The following is a 14,945-nucleotide window of genomic DNA, read 5'->3' as shown; positions in this document are numbered from 1 at the left end:
CGCCGCGGCTCACCACCAGCCGGTGGCCTGCCCCATCTGCCGGCCCAGCTCCCCGGTCATGGTGCGCATGTAGGTGGCCGACAGGTGGTGGGAATCGTGATAGACCAGCACGTTGCCCTCCACGGCCCGGCAGATCTCCTTGTCGCAGACGGCATCGGAGAGATCCAGCGGCTTGAGCAGCGGGAACCGCTCGGTGAAGTCCAGGGTGGGGTTGCGCTCGACCAGCGCCTGCGACCGCTTCATTCCGCACGAGTCGGCGTCGCCGCCCGAGGCCAGACAGTCGGCCGGCTTGAACGGGGTGCCGTCCTCACGGAGCAACCACGGGGTGTCACGCACTCCGAGGATCGGGATGTTGTTGTCCGACAGTTGCTTCCAGATCCCGATGTAGGTTCCCGGCATGACGTCGCCGGGTTTGATGTTCCAGGGCCGGGTGGCGGTGGTGAAGACATAGTCGGGGTGATCGGCGATCAGGGTCTTCATGGTGTTCTCTACCCAGGTGCGGCATTGCGGGTAGGGGGCGTTGCTGCCCATGACGATCGGGGCCTCTTCGGTCGACAGCGGGCAGCCCATCTTGAGGTAGGTCACCACCTTGAAGTGGTGGCGTTGACCGAGGATGTCCAGGGCGGGCAGCCAGTGCTCGGCATGCGAGCCGCCGGCCAGCGCGACGGTCCGGGTCGCCTCTTTGTCGCCGTATTCGCAGTTGACCAGATCCGGGTTGGTGAAATTGGAGATGCAGCCGTCCCGGGTGGAGCGCGGCAGGTCCTTCTTGGCCTCCAAGATGGTGGGCCGCATCCGGAGCTTGGGCACCCGCTTGTGCTTGAGCAGCGCGCGGGCGCCCGGATAGTCGTCCTTGCTCAGCTTGACCAGTTCGGTGCCGCTGGCGCGCTGGACGGTGACGTGCTCGCGCCAGGAGAACGAAGTCGCGGTCAGCGCCACTCCCAGCAGCACCACCGTCGAGCCCGCCACCATGGTCGGCCGTCGCCACCAGCCGGGCGCGGGCCGGCGCCAGCGCGGCCGAACCGCCGTCGCCGCGGTTGCCGCCGGCGCGCGGTAGCGCAGCGGATCCTCGACGAACCGCAGGGTCAGGTAGGCCAGGACACCGGAGAGCAGCAGGATCACCGCGCCGGCGAGCACCCCGGCGTCACGGTGGCCGGTGTGCGACAGCCAGAAGATCAGCAACGGCCAGTGCCACAGGTACAGCGAGTAGGCCATCGAGCCCAGCGTCACCAGTGGGCGCGCCGCGAGCCAACGATTGGGCCACGGCAACCGGCCGCTGGTGCTCGGGCGCGCCTGGCGGTTGGCCCCGGCGAGGATGAACGCCACGGTGGCGCCGACCGGCACCAGCGCCCACGGGCCCGGGAACTCCCGCACGCCCTCGATCAGCGCGCCACAACTCAGGATCGCCGCCAGCGCCAGCGTGGCGACGGTGTTGCGCAGCCACATCGGCCAGCGGATATAGGGGATCAATGCGCCGGCCAGCGCACCGAGCAGCAGCTCCCACGCCCGGGCGAAACTGTTGTAGTAGGCCAGGGATTGGTTCTCCTGGTGCGCGACGATCGCATACCAGAAGGAGGCGGCCGTCAGCGCCACCAGCAGCACCACGAAGGCGGTCCGCAGGTGACTGCGCAGGGCCCGCCGGAACAAGTACGCGAAGCCGAAGATCAGCAGCAGGAAGCTGAGGTAGAACTGGCCCTGCACCGACATCGACCAGATGTGCTGGAGCGGACTGACCGCCTCACCGGCCTGGAGATAGTCGGCAGCGCTGCGGGCCAGCTCCCAGTTCTGGTAGTAGCCCAGGCTGGCCAGGCTTTGATCGGCGAAGGTCTCCCAGCGGGTCTGCGGCTGGATCAGCACGGTCAGCACTGCGCAGCCGGCCAGCACCACGACCAGCGCCGGCAGTAGTCGGCGGACCAGCCGGATCAGATCCGGGACCGGCGACAACGACGATCCCGGTTTCAGCGCGACCCGCAACAGTTTGCCGCCGAAGAAGAAACCCGACAGCGCCAGGAACACGTCCACTCCGCCGGATACCCGTCCGAACCAGACGTGGAACACCGCCACCAAGGCGATTGCGATGCCGCGCAGGCCATCGAGATCGTGGCGGTAGAAACCCTCTTTGCGGGTACCCATCACGGGGGCCGGCTGCAGGACCGCAGCGGGCCCCGAATCGGATCCCACAACAGGTGTTACCGCCCGTCGCGGCGGGGAGAGGGCAATCATGATCGCCCGACAATCTACCTAACCGGCCTGCAGAAACCGCATTCCAAGCGGTGTGATGTCGCCCGGGACGGCTACTAGCCGAGCACCCGGGTCAGATAGGGAACCATGTTCGAGGTACGGGCGGGCGAGACCGCGACCGCCGGGCTGGTGCCCTCGATCATCTGGTTGTTGCCCAGATACAGCGCGACGCTCTGGCTGCCACCGGGTCCGTAGCAGAGCAGATCGCCGGGGAGGGCCTGTGCGGGCGGCACCTTGCGTCCGACGCTGCACTGTTCGCCGGAGGTCCGGGGCATCTTGATGCCGGCACCGGCGAACGCGTACTGGATCAGGCCGGACGCGTCGAAGCCGACGGTGGTGGTATCGGGGAACTCGTCGGTCGACCCGGTGGCGACGCCCGGCAGGCCCGCGGCGGTGTTGCCGGCGGCCGGGGGAACGCCCGGGACGACGCTGCGGCCCGCCAGATCGGTGAGCGAACTGCGGGTGGTCGCGGCGCGGGCCCGCGCACTGTTGGTGGGCCCGTTGACGTCGCCGCCGCCGTAGACGAACGGCACCCCGCGCTGCGACAGCGCACGCTGCAGCACCCGCTCGATCAGCTGGTTCTGGCTGGTGGTCTGGGACAGCGGGTCGGCGTGCACGGGGGTGGCGCCGAGCACGGGGGCCAAAGCCGCCGCTACGGCGATCGCGGTAGCGCTTACGCGTTTCATGGGTTCAGCCCCTTTCTCCACCGATAGTCACGGCGGCATCACTGGTCACTTCTGTCACAGAGCGTACCGGCGCTTACGCGCCCCGGACCGCCTCGCGCAGAGAAATTGGGCAACCTGTGACCCAACGGTTACGGCGCCGGCCATTACTGTCGTCAGGCATGTCCGCGTTGAGCCCCGAGCAGATCAGCGCCATCGACACCGCACACCTGTGGCACCCCTACAGCACCATCGGCGCCGAGAACCCGGTGCCGACGGTGGCGCTGGCCGCCGACGGCGCATACCTGACCCTGTCGGTGGGCGGTGCCCCGGTCGACGTGTTGGACGCGATGAGCTCGTGGTGGACCGCGATCCACGGCCACGGGCACCCCGAACTCGATGCCGCGGTCACCGCCCAGCTGGCCACCATGAGCCACGTGATGTTCGGCGGTCTCACCCACGAACCCGCCGCCCGGCTGGCGCAGTTACTGGTCGACATCACCCCGGTCGGGCTGGACACCGTCTTCTTCTCCGATTCGGGGTCGGTGTCGGTCGAGGTCGCGGTGAAGATGGCGCTGCAGTACTGGCGGGCCCGCGGCCGGCCCGCCAAACACCGGTTGATGACCTGGCGCGGCGGCTACCACGGTGACACCTTCACGCCGATGAGCATCTGCGATCCCGGCGGCGGCATGCACTCGTTGTGGCGGGACGTGCTGGTGGCACAGCTGTTCGCCCCGCAGGTGCCCCGCGACTACGACCCCGCCTACAGCGCGGCGTTCGAGGCGCAGCTGGAGCAGCACCGTGACGAGGTGGCGGCGGTGATCGTCGAGCCGGTGGTCCAGGGCGCCGGGGGGATGCGCTTCCACGACCCGCGCTACCTGGCCGACCTGCGCGACGCCTGCACCCGGCACGGGGTACTGCTGATCTTCGATGAGATCGCCACCGGATTCGGCCGCACCGGCGAGCTGTTCGCCGCCGACCACGCCCGCGTCAGCCCCGACATCATGTGCGTCGGAAAGGCCCTCACCGGCGGATACCTCAGCCTCGCGGCGACGCTGTGCAGTACCGAGATCGCCCACACCATCAGCGGGGGCGAAGCCGGCGCCCTGATGCACGGCCCCACCTTCATGGCCAACCCGCTGGCCTGCGCGGTCTCGGTGGCCAGCACCGAACTGCTGCTGGGCCAGGACTGGCGGACGGCGGTGTCCGGGATCGCGAGCGGCCTGACGGCGGCACTGGAACCCGCCCGCGACCTGCCCGGCGTCGCCGAGGTGCGGGTCTGCGGTGCGATCGGGGTCATCGAGTGCCGGGAGCCGGTGGATCTGGCGTTGGCCACCCCGGTCGCCGTGGCCAACGGGGTGTGGCTGCGCCCGTTCCGGAACCTGGTGTATGCGATGCCGCCCTACATCTGCACCCCCGGGGAGGTGGCCCGGATCGGTGCCGCGATGGTCGACGTGGTCCATGCCTTAACCTGAACGGTGTTCAAGTCGTCGCGAGACAGCACAGGGAGCGCCGCGTGACCCGCACGGATCTGTCGCCACTGGCCTGGTTGGCCGAGGTGGAACAGCAGCGCCGGCGAGACGGCCTGCGGCGGTCGCTGCGGGTCCGGCCCGCGGTGGCGCCCGAACTGGACCTGGCCTCCAACGACTATCTCGGTCTGGCGACCCATCCGGCCGTCATCGCCGGCGGCATCGACGCATTGCAGACCTGGGGTGGCGGAGCCGGGGGTTCGCGACTGGTGACCGGCAACACCGAACTGCACCAGCGGTTCGAACAGCGGTTGGCCGATTTCGTCGGCGCACCGGCCGGCCTGGTGTTCTCGTCGGGCTACACCGCCAATATCGGCGCGGTGGTCGCACTGTCCGGGCCGGGGTCGCTGGTGGTCTCCGACGCCTACTGTCACGCATCGCTGGTGGACGCCTGCCGACTGTCCCGAGCCAGGGTGGTGGTCACCGGGCATCGCGACGTGGCTGCGGTGGCCGCCGCGCTGGCCGCCCGCACCGAGGAACGCGCGGTGGTACTGACCGAGTCGGTGTACAGCACCGACGGGGCCCTGGCGCCGTTGCGGGCACTGCACGAGGTCTGCGGCCGCTACGGCGCCGTGCTGATCGTCGACGAGGCGCACGCCCTGGGTGTGCGCGGCGACGGCGGCCGGGGACTGGTCCACGAGGTCGGGCTGGCCGGGGCACCCGACATCGTGCTGACGACCACGTTGTCCAAGGCACTGGGCAGTCAGGGTGGCGCGGTGCTGGGCCCGGTCGCGGTCCGCGATCACCTGATCGACGCCGCCCGCACGTTCATCTTCGACACCGGACTGGCACCGGCGGCGCTCGGCGCCGCGTCGGCCGCCCTCGACGTGCTGATCGCCGAACCGTCCCGCGCCACCGACGTGCTGCGGCATGCCGGTGTGCTCGCCGAGATCTGCGGGGTGGCCGAGACACCGGAATCCGCGGTGGTGTCGGTGATCATCGGTGCCGCGGAACCGGCGGTGGCCGCGGCGGCCGCCTGTTCCGACGCCGGTGTGCGGGTGGGCTGTTTCCGGCCGCCCACCGTCCCGGCCGGTACGTCGCGGTTGCGGTTGACGGCCCGGGCCTCCCTGACCGACGAGGACCTGGCGTTGGCGCGCCGGGTGCTGACGTCGGTGCTGCGCGAACACACCACGCCGTCGTCATGACCGTCCTGGTCGTCACCGGCACCGGGACCGGGGTGGGTAAGACCATCGCCACCGCCGCACTGGCCGCCGCCGCGCGACAGTCGGGTCTGGAAGTCACGGTGTGCAAACCGGTGCAGACCGGTACCGCCGACGGCGACGACGATCTGGCCGAAGTCGGCCGACTCTCCGGCGTGCGGGCACTGATCGGCGGGGCCCGCTACCCGGAGCCGCTGGCACCGGTCGCCGCCGCGGAGCGGGCCGGGAGCCCGTTGCCCACCCGGGCGGAGCTGGTGGCGGCGATCCGGGCCGCCGATCATCCGGACCGACTGACCCTGGTGGAGGGTGCGGGGGGCCTGCTGGTGGAACTGGCCGCCGACGGCGTGACCCTGCGTGATCTGGCCGTCGACCTCGGTGCCGCCGTGCTGGTTGTGGTCGGGGCCGGTCTGGGCACCCTCAACCACACCGCATTGACTCTGGAAGCCCTTGCCGGACAGGGATTGTCGTGTGCCGGTCTGGTGATCGGGAGCTGGCCCGCACAGCCCGACGCAGCCGCCGCGGACAACCGCGGGGCATTGGCACGGCTGGCACCGGTGCGCGCCGCACTGCCGGAGGGGGCGGCGGGGCTGGACGCCGGGGCCTTCGCCGCGATGAGTGCCGACGCATTCGACTCCGGCTGGGTGCGCACCCTGGCGGGCTGAGGCATGGTCCACTCGATCGAGCTGGTCTTCGACGACGAGACCGAGACCACCGTCCGGCGGATCTGGTCGGACCTGGCCGCCGCCGGGCTACCCGGCCAGGCGGCCGCAGCCCGGCCGCACGTCACCCTCGCGGTAGCCCAGCGCATCGATCCTCGGGTCGACGACGTGCTGGCCGAGTTCGCCGATCGGCTTCCCCTCGCCTGCACACTGGGCGCGACTCTGATCTTCGGCCGTTCCCACGGTGTCCTCGCGCGCCTGGTGGTGCCGAATCTGGCGCTGCTGGAACTGCACCGGGAGACCTACCGACGCGGTCTGCCGTATCTCGCCCCGGCACCGCTGGCCCACGTGGCGCCCGGCCAGTGGACCGCACACGTCACGCTGGCCCGTCGGATGGGGACGGACCTGTTGGGACGGGCTCAACGCATCGCCGGCAGCGCGGATATCGCGGGCCGATTCGCCGGGCTGCGGCGGTGGGACGGTGACACCCGTACCCAATACCCGATCACCGGGGCTTAGCCGACGCCGGCTGCCGCCCGCAACGCCAGCCCGTCGATCAGCAGCCCGAGCCCGAAGGTGAATGCGCTACCGGGATCCGCCTCGGGGGTGATCTCGGCGGCCCCGGCCGCATCCCACTGCAGCCGGGACTGCTCATCGGCGGTGAACCCCAGGACGTAGTACACGACGGTTCGGGCGACCTGACCGGCCTGATCGGGGTGTACTCCGGCGGCCGTCGCCGCATCGGCCAGGAGTGCCACGATGCGGATCGCCGCCTCGGATTGGCCGGCGGCCAGGCTCGCCGAGACCAGTTCCGCGCCGTCGGTGTAGGACAGCAGCGCATCCCGCAGACGCCTGCCCACCGTCTGGATCCGCCACTGCCAGCTTCCCGGTCCGGGATCCTCGCAGGCGGGCCTCAGCACGCGGTCGGCCACCGCACCGAGCAACTGCTGCTTGTTCTCGAAGTGCCAATACAGCGCGCTGGGGCTGACGTTGAGTTCGCGCGCCAGCCGGCGCATCGACAGATCGGCGATGCCGTAGTCGTCCAGGATGGTGGCCGCCGCGGCGACCACGTCAGGTTTGTGCAGCTGCACCCCGCTAGCCTAACCTGAACACCGTTCAAGTTCTTGAGGGGAGCACGCGTGACCGACGACATCCTGGCACTGGCCCGGGAACAGGTGCTGGAGCGCGGTGAGGCGTTGCGGCGGGAGCAGGTTCTCGAAGTACTGCAACTGCCCGACGACCGGCTCGAGGAGCTGCTGGCCCTGGCCCACGAGGTGCGGATGCGCTGGTGCGGTCCCGAGGTCGAGGTCGAGGGCATCATCAGCCTCAAGACCGGCGGATGCCCCGAAGACTGTCACTTCTGCTCGCAGTCCGGATTGTTCTCCTCGCCGGTGCGCAGCGCGTGGCTGGACATTCCCAGCCTGGTCGAGGCCGCCAAGCAGACCGCCAAATCCGGCGCCACCGAGTTCTGCATCGTGGCCGCCGTGCGCGGACCCGATGAGCGACTGCTGGCGCAGGTCGCGGCCGGCATCGAGGCCATCCGCAACGAGGTCGACATCCAGATCGCCTGCTCGCTGGGCATGCTGACCCAGGAACAGGTGGACCAGCTGGCCGCCATGGGCGTGCACCGCTACAACCACAACCTGGAGACCGCCCGCTCGCATTTCACCAACGTCGTCACCACGCACACCTGGGAAGAGCGCTGGGAGACGCTGCGCATGGTCGGCGAAGCCGGCATGGAGGTGTGCTGCGGCGGCATCCTGGGCATGGGGGAGACGCTGGAGCAGCGTGCCGAATTCGCCGCCGACCTGGCCGAACTGGACCCCGACGAGGTACCGCTGAACTTCCTCAACCCGCGCCCGGGTACCCCGTTCGGGGACCTGGAGGTGCTGCCCGCCGCCGACGCGCTGCGTGCCGTCGCAGCCTTCCGGCTCGCGCTGCCGCGCACCATGCTGCGGTTCGCCGGCGGACGGGAGATCACCCTGGGTGACCTCGGCGCCAAACAGGGCATCCTGGGCGGCATCAACGCCGTCATCGTCGGCAACTACCTGACCACGCTGGGTCGGCCGGCCGAATCGGATCTGGAACTGCTCAACGATCTGCAGATGCCGATCAAGGCACTCAACGCGACCCTGTGATGGTGCGTGATCTGCCCGCTCCGCTGGGTGCGGGGGGTTACAACGTCTATACCGGCGTGCAGGTCGACGATCCCGCCGGCGCCGCCGTGCCCACGGCCGCCCAGCTGGGCCTGGAGCCACCCCGGTTCTGCGCCGCCTGCGGCCGCCGGATGATGGTCCAGGTACGCCCGGACGGCTGGTGGGCCAAGTGCTCTCGGCACGGGCTGGTGGACTCCACCGACCTGGAATCCCAGCGGTAACCGGGGCGCCCGATCAGGCTGCTTCGGGGGCGGTCCGCTCCGATCGGCCCGGTAGGGTTGGACGACCGTTGCAGCGGAAGGTGGGTGCAGGTGGTGCAGGAGTCACCGGTCGGCGAGGTCGCCCCGCGAATGTCTCGGCTGCGCGCCTGCTTACTGCTCGCTCTCGGCCTGGCTTTGACCGGCGGGCCGATCGGTGCGTTCTGGGCGTCGTTCGCGCCACCCGTCCACGGCGTGGTCGCGCTGGCGCGCAACGGGGAACGGGTGCAGGCCGCGCTGGGTAGCGAGGCCGAAAACCTTTTCATCGCACCGATTCTGCTGCTCGGATTGTTGACCATGTTGGCGGTGGTGGCGGGCACGGCCGCCTGGCAGTGGCGGGCCCACCGCGGCCCGGCGATGGTCGTCGGCCTGTCGGCCGGACTGACCGCCGCGGCCGTGTCGGCCGCGCTGGCCGGCCGCGCGCTGGTGCACCGTCGCTACGGTGTGATCGATGTCGAGGGCGCGCCGGTGAGCCCCGAACACCGGGTGCACTACGTGGTCGACGGCCCGCCGGTGTTCCTCGGGAACACCCCGGCACAGTTGGCCATCACACTGTTGTTGCCGGCGGCGACCGCGGTGCTGTTGTACGGCTTTTGCACACTGTGGTGTGCCCGCGACGACCTCGGGGCCTATCCGGCTCAGCCGGTGCCGCGCCGAGTGCCGCCGCCGCCCGCGGTCAGAGCCGAAGACGGCGTAGCACCCCTCCGGTGACCACCCGGACGGTCACCGCGCCCAGACTCGCCAATCCGAGGTAGGTCTTGGGGTTCAGCAGCACCGGCAGCCCGGTGTGCACCGCCGCCGGCGGCAGCGGCCGGTCGGCGAAGCGGTCGCGCAGCCACCCCAGCACCATCGGCGCCGACAACGGATGCAGTGTCACGTGCTCGCTGAGCAGGTCGCGGTAGTAGGTCACCCGGGAGCCGCCGGCGGTGTACGCCTTCGCGAGGGTGTCGATGTCGTCGACGGAGATGACCTGGTCGTGGATCGCCTGCAGCATCAGCACCGGCGGTACCGGCGCCGCGCCACCCAACCGGGTGTCGTCGAACACATGCTGGACCACGGGGGTCGCCAGCAGTTGTTCCAGCGGCTGGTCGATGTAGGAGTCCAGCGACCGGTGATGCAGCCGCAGCACCGCCGCGGCGGTGGTGGTCGACTCCAGGGAACGAAGCAGTGCCCGTCCCTCGGTGGTCGTGTGTTCCTCGATGAGGTCGTCGAGGTCGGGGTAGACCCGGGCCAGCGCCGCGATCATCAAGGCGGGCAGGCCGGACCAGAACGAGCCGTTCAGTCGTTGCAGCGTGTTGCCGAGGTCGCCGACCGGCGAGCCGAGCGCGATACCGGCGATGTCGAGTTCGGGCGCGTAGTCGTTGCCGACCTGGGCCGCCCATGCGGTGGACAGTCCGCCCCCGGAGTAGCCCCACAATCCGACCCTGGTTTGCGGCGGCAGGCCCACCCGCTCGGTGGACAGCGCGGCCCGTACCCCGTCGAGGATGTAGTAGCCGGGCGTGTACGGCGCACCCCAGTGGCCGTCGCGGCCTTCGTGATCGGGGACCGACACCGCCCAGCCCTGGGCGAGCAGGGCGGCGATCAGCACGAATTCCAGTTGAGTGAACGACCCGTGGCCTTTGGCGTGCCGGCGCAGCGCGTAGGAGGGGAAGCAGCGGCCGTCGACCGCGTCGATCGCGCACTGGTAGGACACGATCGGGCAGGGGCGGGACCGCTCACGATCGGCGGGCAGCAGCACCGTCGTCACGGCGGCCTGCGCGACGTCGTTGCGGTCGGTGGTCCGGTACAGCAACTGGACGGCGTGGATGCGCTGGGGAATCAGGCCGAAAAACGCCAGCTCGACATCACGGGAGCGCAGCACGGTGCCCGGTGCCGCGTGCTGGAAGCCCGCCGGTGGCTCGTAGAACGGATCTTCACCGGCCAGCAGGGGCCGCGCACCGGGGCTTAACGCCTGGTGCGGGGCCTGCCCGATCCACTCGACAGAATTTTCGCGGGCCAAGCTGTCGAAATCCACCCGGACATTGTCCCTTAAGAAGGCATTAAGAATCCAGTCCGACTCACGCCGGGGGTCGCAGCGCCGCGAATTCGTCGGTGACCCGCAGTTCGGAGTCGGCGAACCGATAGCGGGCCGCGGGCCGACCGCCGCTGCGGCCGGACCGGGCGGTGGTGCCGGTGCGGGTGATCACGCCGCGACGCACCAGCACCCGCTGCAGGTTGGTGGCGTCGACTTGGTAGCCCAATACGACGCCGTAGATGTCCCGCAACGTCGATAAAATGAATTCCGTTGGGGCCAAGCCGAACCCGATGTTCGTGTAGGACATCTTGGCGACCAGACGGCTGTGCGCGTGCGCCACCATCGGGGCGTGGTCGAAGGCCATCGGCGGGAGATCGTCGACCGGATGCCAATGGGTGTCGGCGGGTAGTTCGGGGTCGGCGGGGGAGGGCACCAGCCCCAAGAACGTCGAGGCGATGGTGCGCGGTCCGGGCACCCGGTGCGGATCGGAGAACACCGCCAACTGCTCGAGGTGGGCGATCTCACGTAGATCGACCTTTTCGGCCAGTTGTCGGCGCGCCGAGGCGGTCACGTCCTCGTCGTTGCGCAGCAGGCCACCGGGCAGCGACCACCTGCCCACCTGCGGTTCCAGTGCGCGTTGCCACAGCAGCACGTTGAGCCGCGGCCGACGGTCGTCGAGGCCGCCAACCTGGAAGACCACGGTGAGCACTTCATGCGCGGTGTTAGTATGAACCATGTTTTCGATTGTAAGTCGAAAACCCGTTTTGAGAAGGAGTCACCCATGACCACCCTCACCGGCGCCGGCGTCCGGGCGAGCAGCCTGGCCGACCGCATTGTTGATTCGCCCGCCGGCTACAGCGGTATCGAGGCTGATGAGGAGTGGATCGCCGAGATCCAGCGGCTGAAAAAAGAGCGCAACGCGACGATCCTCGCGCACAACTACCAACTGCCGGCGATCCAGGACATCGCCGACCACGTGGGGGACTCGCTGGCACTCGCCCGGATCGCGGCGACCGCGGACGAAGACACCATCGTCTTCTGCGGCGTGCACTTCATGGCCGAGACGGCCAAGATTCTGTCCCCGGACAAGACGGTGTTGCTGCCGGATGTGCGGGCGGGGTGCTCGCTGGCGGATTCCATCACCGCCGAGGAACTGCAGGCCTGGAAGGACGAGTATCCCGACGCGGTGGTGGTCTCCTACGTCAACACCACGGCGGCGGTCAAAGCGCTGACCGACTACTGCTGCACCTCGTCGAACGCCGTCGACGTGGTCAACGCGATCGATCCCGACCGCGAGGTGCTGTTCCTTCCCGATCAGTTCCTGGGGCAGCACGTCAAACGGGTCACCGGGCGTCAGAATCTGCACATCTGGGCCGGTGAATGCCATGTGCACGCCGCCATCAACGGCGACGAACTCGAGGAGAAGGCGCGGGCCAACCCGGACGCAGAATTGTTCGTGCACCCCGAATGTGGTTGTGCGACATCGTCGTTGTACTTGGTCGGCGAAGGGCATTTCCCCGAGGACCAGGTCAAGATCCTCTCCACCGGAGGCATGCTCGAGGAGGCCGGGCGCACCGGGGCACGCAAGGTGCTGGTCGCCACCGAGGTCGGCATGATCTACCAGTTGCGCAAAGCCGCGCCGCAGGTCGATTTCGAAGCGGTCAACCGAAAAGCCGCCTGCAAGTTCATGAAGATGATCACCCCGGCGGCCCTGCTGCGGTGCCTGACCGTGGGCGCCGACGAGATCCACGTCGACCCCGAGACCGCGCAGCGGGCCGCGCGCAGCGTGCAGCGGATGATCTCGATCGGACACTCCGTGCCGGTCAGCCAGTGAGCTCTGCTCCCGGCTGGCAACAGCGGGCGGACGTCGTCGTCATCGGAACCGGTGTCGGAGGACTGGCCGCGGCCTTGGCCGCACAGCGTGCCGGACGCGATGCGCTGGTACTGAGCAAATCGGCTGCCGGTTCGGCCTCGACCGCGACGCACTTCGCCCAGGGCGGCATCGCGGTGGTCCTGCCCGGCACCGGTGATTCGGTCGAGGCGCACGTCGCCGACACCATGGCCGCCGGCGGTGGGCTGTGTGACCGCGCCGCGGTGACCTCGATCGTGGCCGACGGCTATCGGGCCGTCCGAGATCTCGCCGACGCCGGGGCACGATTCGATCTGGGCCCGGACGGGAACTGGGCGCTGACCCGTGAGGGTGGGCACGCACGGCGCCGCATCATTCACGCCGGGGGCGATGCCACCGGAGCCGAGGTGCAACGCGCGTTGAACCGTGCCGCGAGCGCACTCGATGTCCGGGGCGGCCACGCGGTGCTGCAGATCCTGCACGACGGCGGTGGCGTCACCGGTGTACTGGTGGCCAACGCCGACGGGATCGGGGTGATCCACACCCCGACGGTGGTGCTGGCCACCGGCGGGCTGGGGCACCTCTACCGGGCCACCACCAACCCCGGCGGCGCCACCGCCGACGGGGTGGCCCTGGCGTTGTGGGCGGGCGTCGAGGTGAGCGACCTGGAATTCATCCAATTCCACCCGACCATGCTGTTCGGCGGTGCCGCCGGCGGGCGCCGGCCGTTGATCACCGAGGCGGTCCGCGGGGAGGGCGCCAAACTGATCGACGCCCGCGGGGCATCGATCACCGACGGGGTACACCCGATGGGGGACCTGGCGCCGCGTGATGTGGTGGCCGGCGCCATCGACGCCCGATTACGCGAAAGCGGCGACGACTGCGCATTTCTCGACGCGCGGGGGATCGACGCCTTCGCCGACCGTTTCCCGACCGTCACCGCGGCCTGTCGAGAAGCCGGCATCGACCCGGTCTCCCAACCGATTCCGGTGGTTCCGGGCGCGCATTACAGCTGCGGGGGAGTCGTCACCGACGTCACCGGGCGTACCGCACTGCCCGGACTGTTCGCCGCCGGTGAGGTGGCGCGCACCGGCATGCACGGAGCGAACCGACTCGCCTCCAACAGTCTGCTGGAGGGCTTGGTGGTCGGCGGCCGAGCCGGGACCGCAGCAGCCGCGCACGCCGCAGCGGCGGGCCGCACCCGAGCCGCGCTGCCGGAGGCGGTCACCCGACCCGCGCTGGACCGGTCGATCCTGCAGGCGGCGATGTCCCGCGATGCTTCCGTCGTGCGCGATGCATCGGGGCTGGCACGGCTGAGCGAGCTGCTGTCGGGCGCCGGCAGGCGACCCGTCGACGATCGGGCGGGGGCCGAGGCCGCCGCGCTGACCCTGGCCGCCGGGGTGGTCGCCGCCGCCGCCACCGCACGTACCGAGAGCCGCGGCTGTCACCACCGGGCCGAGTACCCGGCGGCCGCCGCCCGGCAGGCCAGCAGTTCGACAGTTCGGTTACGCGACGGGGCCGTCGCGCTGGAGACACCCGCGGAGGTCGCATCGTGAAGCTTTCCCCGACCGAGCTCGACGAGGCGCGTCGGGTCGTCGCTCGCGCCCTGGACGAGGATCTGCGGTACGGGCCCGACGTCACCACCGCCGCCACGGTTCCCGCCGATGCGGTCGCCGAGGCCGCCATGGTGCCCCGGGTACCGGGAGTGCTCGCCGGGATGGACATCGCGCGGCTGGTGCTCGACGAGGTACTGGGTGCCGACGGGTACCGGGTGCTCGAGCAGGTGGCCGACGGTACCCGGGTGGCGGCCGGTCAGCCGGTGCTGCGGCTGCAGGCCGACACCCGCGGTCTGCTCACCGCCGAACGCACCATGCTCAACCTGGTCTGCCATCTGTCGGGGATCGCCACCGCCACCGCGGCCTGGGTGGACGCCGTGGACGGTACCTCGGCACGTATCCGGGACACCCGCAAAACCCTTCCGGGCCTTCGGGTATTGCAGAAGTACGCGGTGCGGGTCGGCGGCGGGGTGAATCACCGGATGGGGCTCGGTGACGCCGCCCTGATCAAGGACAACCACGTCGCCGCGGCGGGCTCGGTGGCCGCCGCACTGCGGGCGGTCCGGGCCGCCGCGCCCGAGGTGCCCTGCGAGGTGGAGGTGGACTCACTCGAGCAGTTCGACGAGGTGCTCGCCGAGAACCCCGAACTGGTGCTGCTGGACAACTTCGAGGTCTGGCAGACCCAGATGGCGGTGCAGCGCCGCGATTCCCGGGCTCCGGAAGTGCTGCTGGAGTCCTCCGGCGGCTTGACGCTGGACAGCGCGGGCGCCTATGCCGCCACCGGAGTCGACTACCTCGCGGTGGGAGCACTCACGCATTCGGTGCGGGTGCTCGACATCGGCCTGGATATGTAGGACGGGCGGCG

15 protein-coding genes are annotated in these 14,945 nt (G+C 70.1%); 10 read left to right on the top strand and 5 right to left on the bottom strand.

What is annotated here, in order from left to right:
- Positions 1 to 9: 9 nt before the first annotated feature.
- Positions 10 to 2,220: an acyltransferase family protein gene (locus RCP38_RS10095; RefSeq protein ID WP_308477015.1), complete on the bottom strand. Its 2,211-nt coding sequence runs from the start codon at positions 2,218 to 2,220 to the stop codon at positions 10 to 12.
- A gap of 74 nt (positions 2,221 to 2,294) precedes the next feature.
- Positions 2,295 to 2,924, bottom strand: a complete 630-nt coding sequence (ripD, locus tag RCP38_RS10090) for an NlpC/P60 family peptidoglycan-binding protein RipD (protein WP_308477014.1) — start codon at positions 2,922 to 2,924, stop codon at positions 2,295 to 2,297.
- Between the two features lie 158 nt (positions 2,925 to 3,082).
- Here ripD and RCP38_RS10085 point away from each other — a divergent pair, with 158 nt between their 5' ends.
- The 4 genes from RCP38_RS10085 to RCP38_RS10070 are packed head-to-tail and all read left to right on the top strand — an operon-like array spanning position 3,083 to position 6,767.
- A complete protein-coding gene (locus RCP38_RS10085; protein WP_308477013.1) occupies positions 3,083 to 4,375 on the top strand; it encodes an adenosylmethionine--8-amino-7-oxononanoate transaminase in 1,293 nt (430 codons plus the stop codon).
- A 41-nt stretch (positions 4,376 to 4,416) separates the two neighbouring features.
- On the top strand, positions 4,417 to 5,574 hold the full coding sequence (locus RCP38_RS10080) for an 8-amino-7-oxononanoate synthase (protein ID WP_308477012.1): 1,158 nt from the start codon (positions 4,417 to 4,419) through the stop codon (positions 5,572 to 5,574).
- The gene (bioD, locus tag RCP38_RS10075) at positions 5,571 to 6,251 is read left to right on the top strand and encodes a dethiobiotin synthase (protein ID WP_308477011.1); all 681 of its coding nucleotides are present in this window, start codon (positions 5,571 to 5,573) and stop codon (positions 6,249 to 6,251) included. The genes RCP38_RS10080 and bioD overlap by 4 nt, the downstream gene beginning before the upstream one ends.
- Positions 6,252 to 6,254: 3 nt before the next feature.
- Entirely contained in the window at positions 6,255 to 6,767 is a 513-nt protein-coding gene (locus RCP38_RS10070; protein ID WP_308477010.1) for a 2'-5' RNA ligase family protein, read from the top strand.
- Here RCP38_RS10070 and RCP38_RS10065 read toward each other — a convergent pair.
- Positions 6,764 to 7,339 carry a TetR/AcrR family transcriptional regulator C-terminal domain-containing protein gene (locus RCP38_RS10065; protein WP_308477009.1) on the bottom strand — a complete coding sequence of 192 codons (576 nt, stop codon included), beginning with the start codon at positions 7,337 to 7,339 and terminating at the stop codon, positions 6,764 to 6,766. The genes RCP38_RS10070 and RCP38_RS10065 overlap by 4 nt on opposite strands.
- 33 nt (positions 7,340 to 7,372) lie before the next feature.
- On the opposite strand from RCP38_RS10065, the gene bioB reads away from it, so the two are divergent.
- The 3 genes from bioB (at position 7,373) to RCP38_RS10050 (ending at position 9,372) form a co-directional block, all read left to right on the top strand.
- On the top strand, positions 7,373 to 8,386 hold the full coding sequence (bioB, locus tag RCP38_RS10060) for a biotin synthase BioB (RefSeq protein ID WP_373692489.1): 1,014 nt from the start codon (positions 7,373 to 7,375) through the stop codon (positions 8,384 to 8,386).
- Positions 8,386 to 8,625 (top strand): biotin synthase auxiliary protein BsaP, encoded by a 240-nt coding sequence (gene bsaP / locus RCP38_RS10055; RefSeq protein WP_308477007.1) that lies wholly within the window; start codon positions 8,386 to 8,388, stop codon positions 8,623 to 8,625. The genes bioB and bsaP overlap by 1 nt, the downstream gene beginning before the upstream one ends.
- A 90-nt stretch (positions 8,626 to 8,715) precedes the next feature.
- Entirely contained in the window at positions 8,716 to 9,372 is a 657-nt protein-coding gene (locus tag RCP38_RS10050) for a DUF2567 domain-containing protein (protein WP_308477006.1), read from the top strand.
- Here the strand turns inward: RCP38_RS10050 and RCP38_RS10045 are convergent.
- Both RCP38_RS10045 and RCP38_RS10040 read right to left on the bottom strand, forming a co-directional pair.
- Positions 9,338 to 10,675 (bottom strand): lipase family protein, encoded by a 1,338-nt coding sequence (locus RCP38_RS10045; protein ID WP_308477005.1) that lies wholly within the window; start codon positions 10,673 to 10,675, stop codon positions 9,338 to 9,340. The two genes, RCP38_RS10050 and RCP38_RS10045, sit on opposite strands and share 35 nt — an antisense overlap.
- Before the next feature lie 43 nt (positions 10,676 to 10,718).
- Positions 10,719 to 11,411, bottom strand: a complete 693-nt coding sequence (locus RCP38_RS10040; RefSeq protein ID WP_308477004.1) for an NUDIX hydrolase — start codon at positions 11,409 to 11,411, stop codon at positions 10,719 to 10,721.
- A 45-nt stretch (positions 11,412 to 11,456) separates the two neighbouring features.
- Here RCP38_RS10040 and nadA point away from each other — a divergent pair, with 45 nt between their 5' ends.
- From nadA to nadC, 3 genes are read left to right on the top strand one after another with little or no spacing between them, the layout of a single operon-like run.
- Entirely contained in the window at positions 11,457 to 12,509 is a 1,053-nt protein-coding gene (gene nadA / locus RCP38_RS10035) for a quinolinate synthase NadA (protein WP_308477003.1), read from the top strand.
- On the top strand, positions 12,506 to 14,080 hold the full coding sequence (locus RCP38_RS10030) for an L-aspartate oxidase (RefSeq protein WP_308477002.1): 1,575 nt from the start codon (positions 12,506 to 12,508) through the stop codon (positions 14,078 to 14,080). Before nadA ends, RCP38_RS10030 begins: the two co-directional genes overlap by 4 nt.
- Positions 14,077 to 14,934, top strand: coding sequence for a carboxylating nicotinate-nucleotide diphosphorylase (gene nadC / locus RCP38_RS10025; RefSeq protein ID WP_308477001.1), 858 nt, complete (start codon positions 14,077 to 14,079; stop codon positions 14,932 to 14,934). The genes RCP38_RS10030 and nadC overlap by 4 nt, the downstream gene beginning before the upstream one ends.
- The last annotated feature ends 11 nt before the right edge of the window (positions 14,935 to 14,945 follow it).

Source organism: Mycolicibacter sp. MU0083 (assembly GCF_963378075.1).
Taxonomy (GTDB): Bacteria; Actinomycetota; Actinomycetes; order Mycobacteriales; family Mycobacteriaceae; genus Mycobacterium; species Mycobacterium kokjensenii.
The sequence above is the reverse complement of the archived record's forward strand: the minus strand, read 5'-3'. Positions and strand labels throughout refer to the sequence as shown.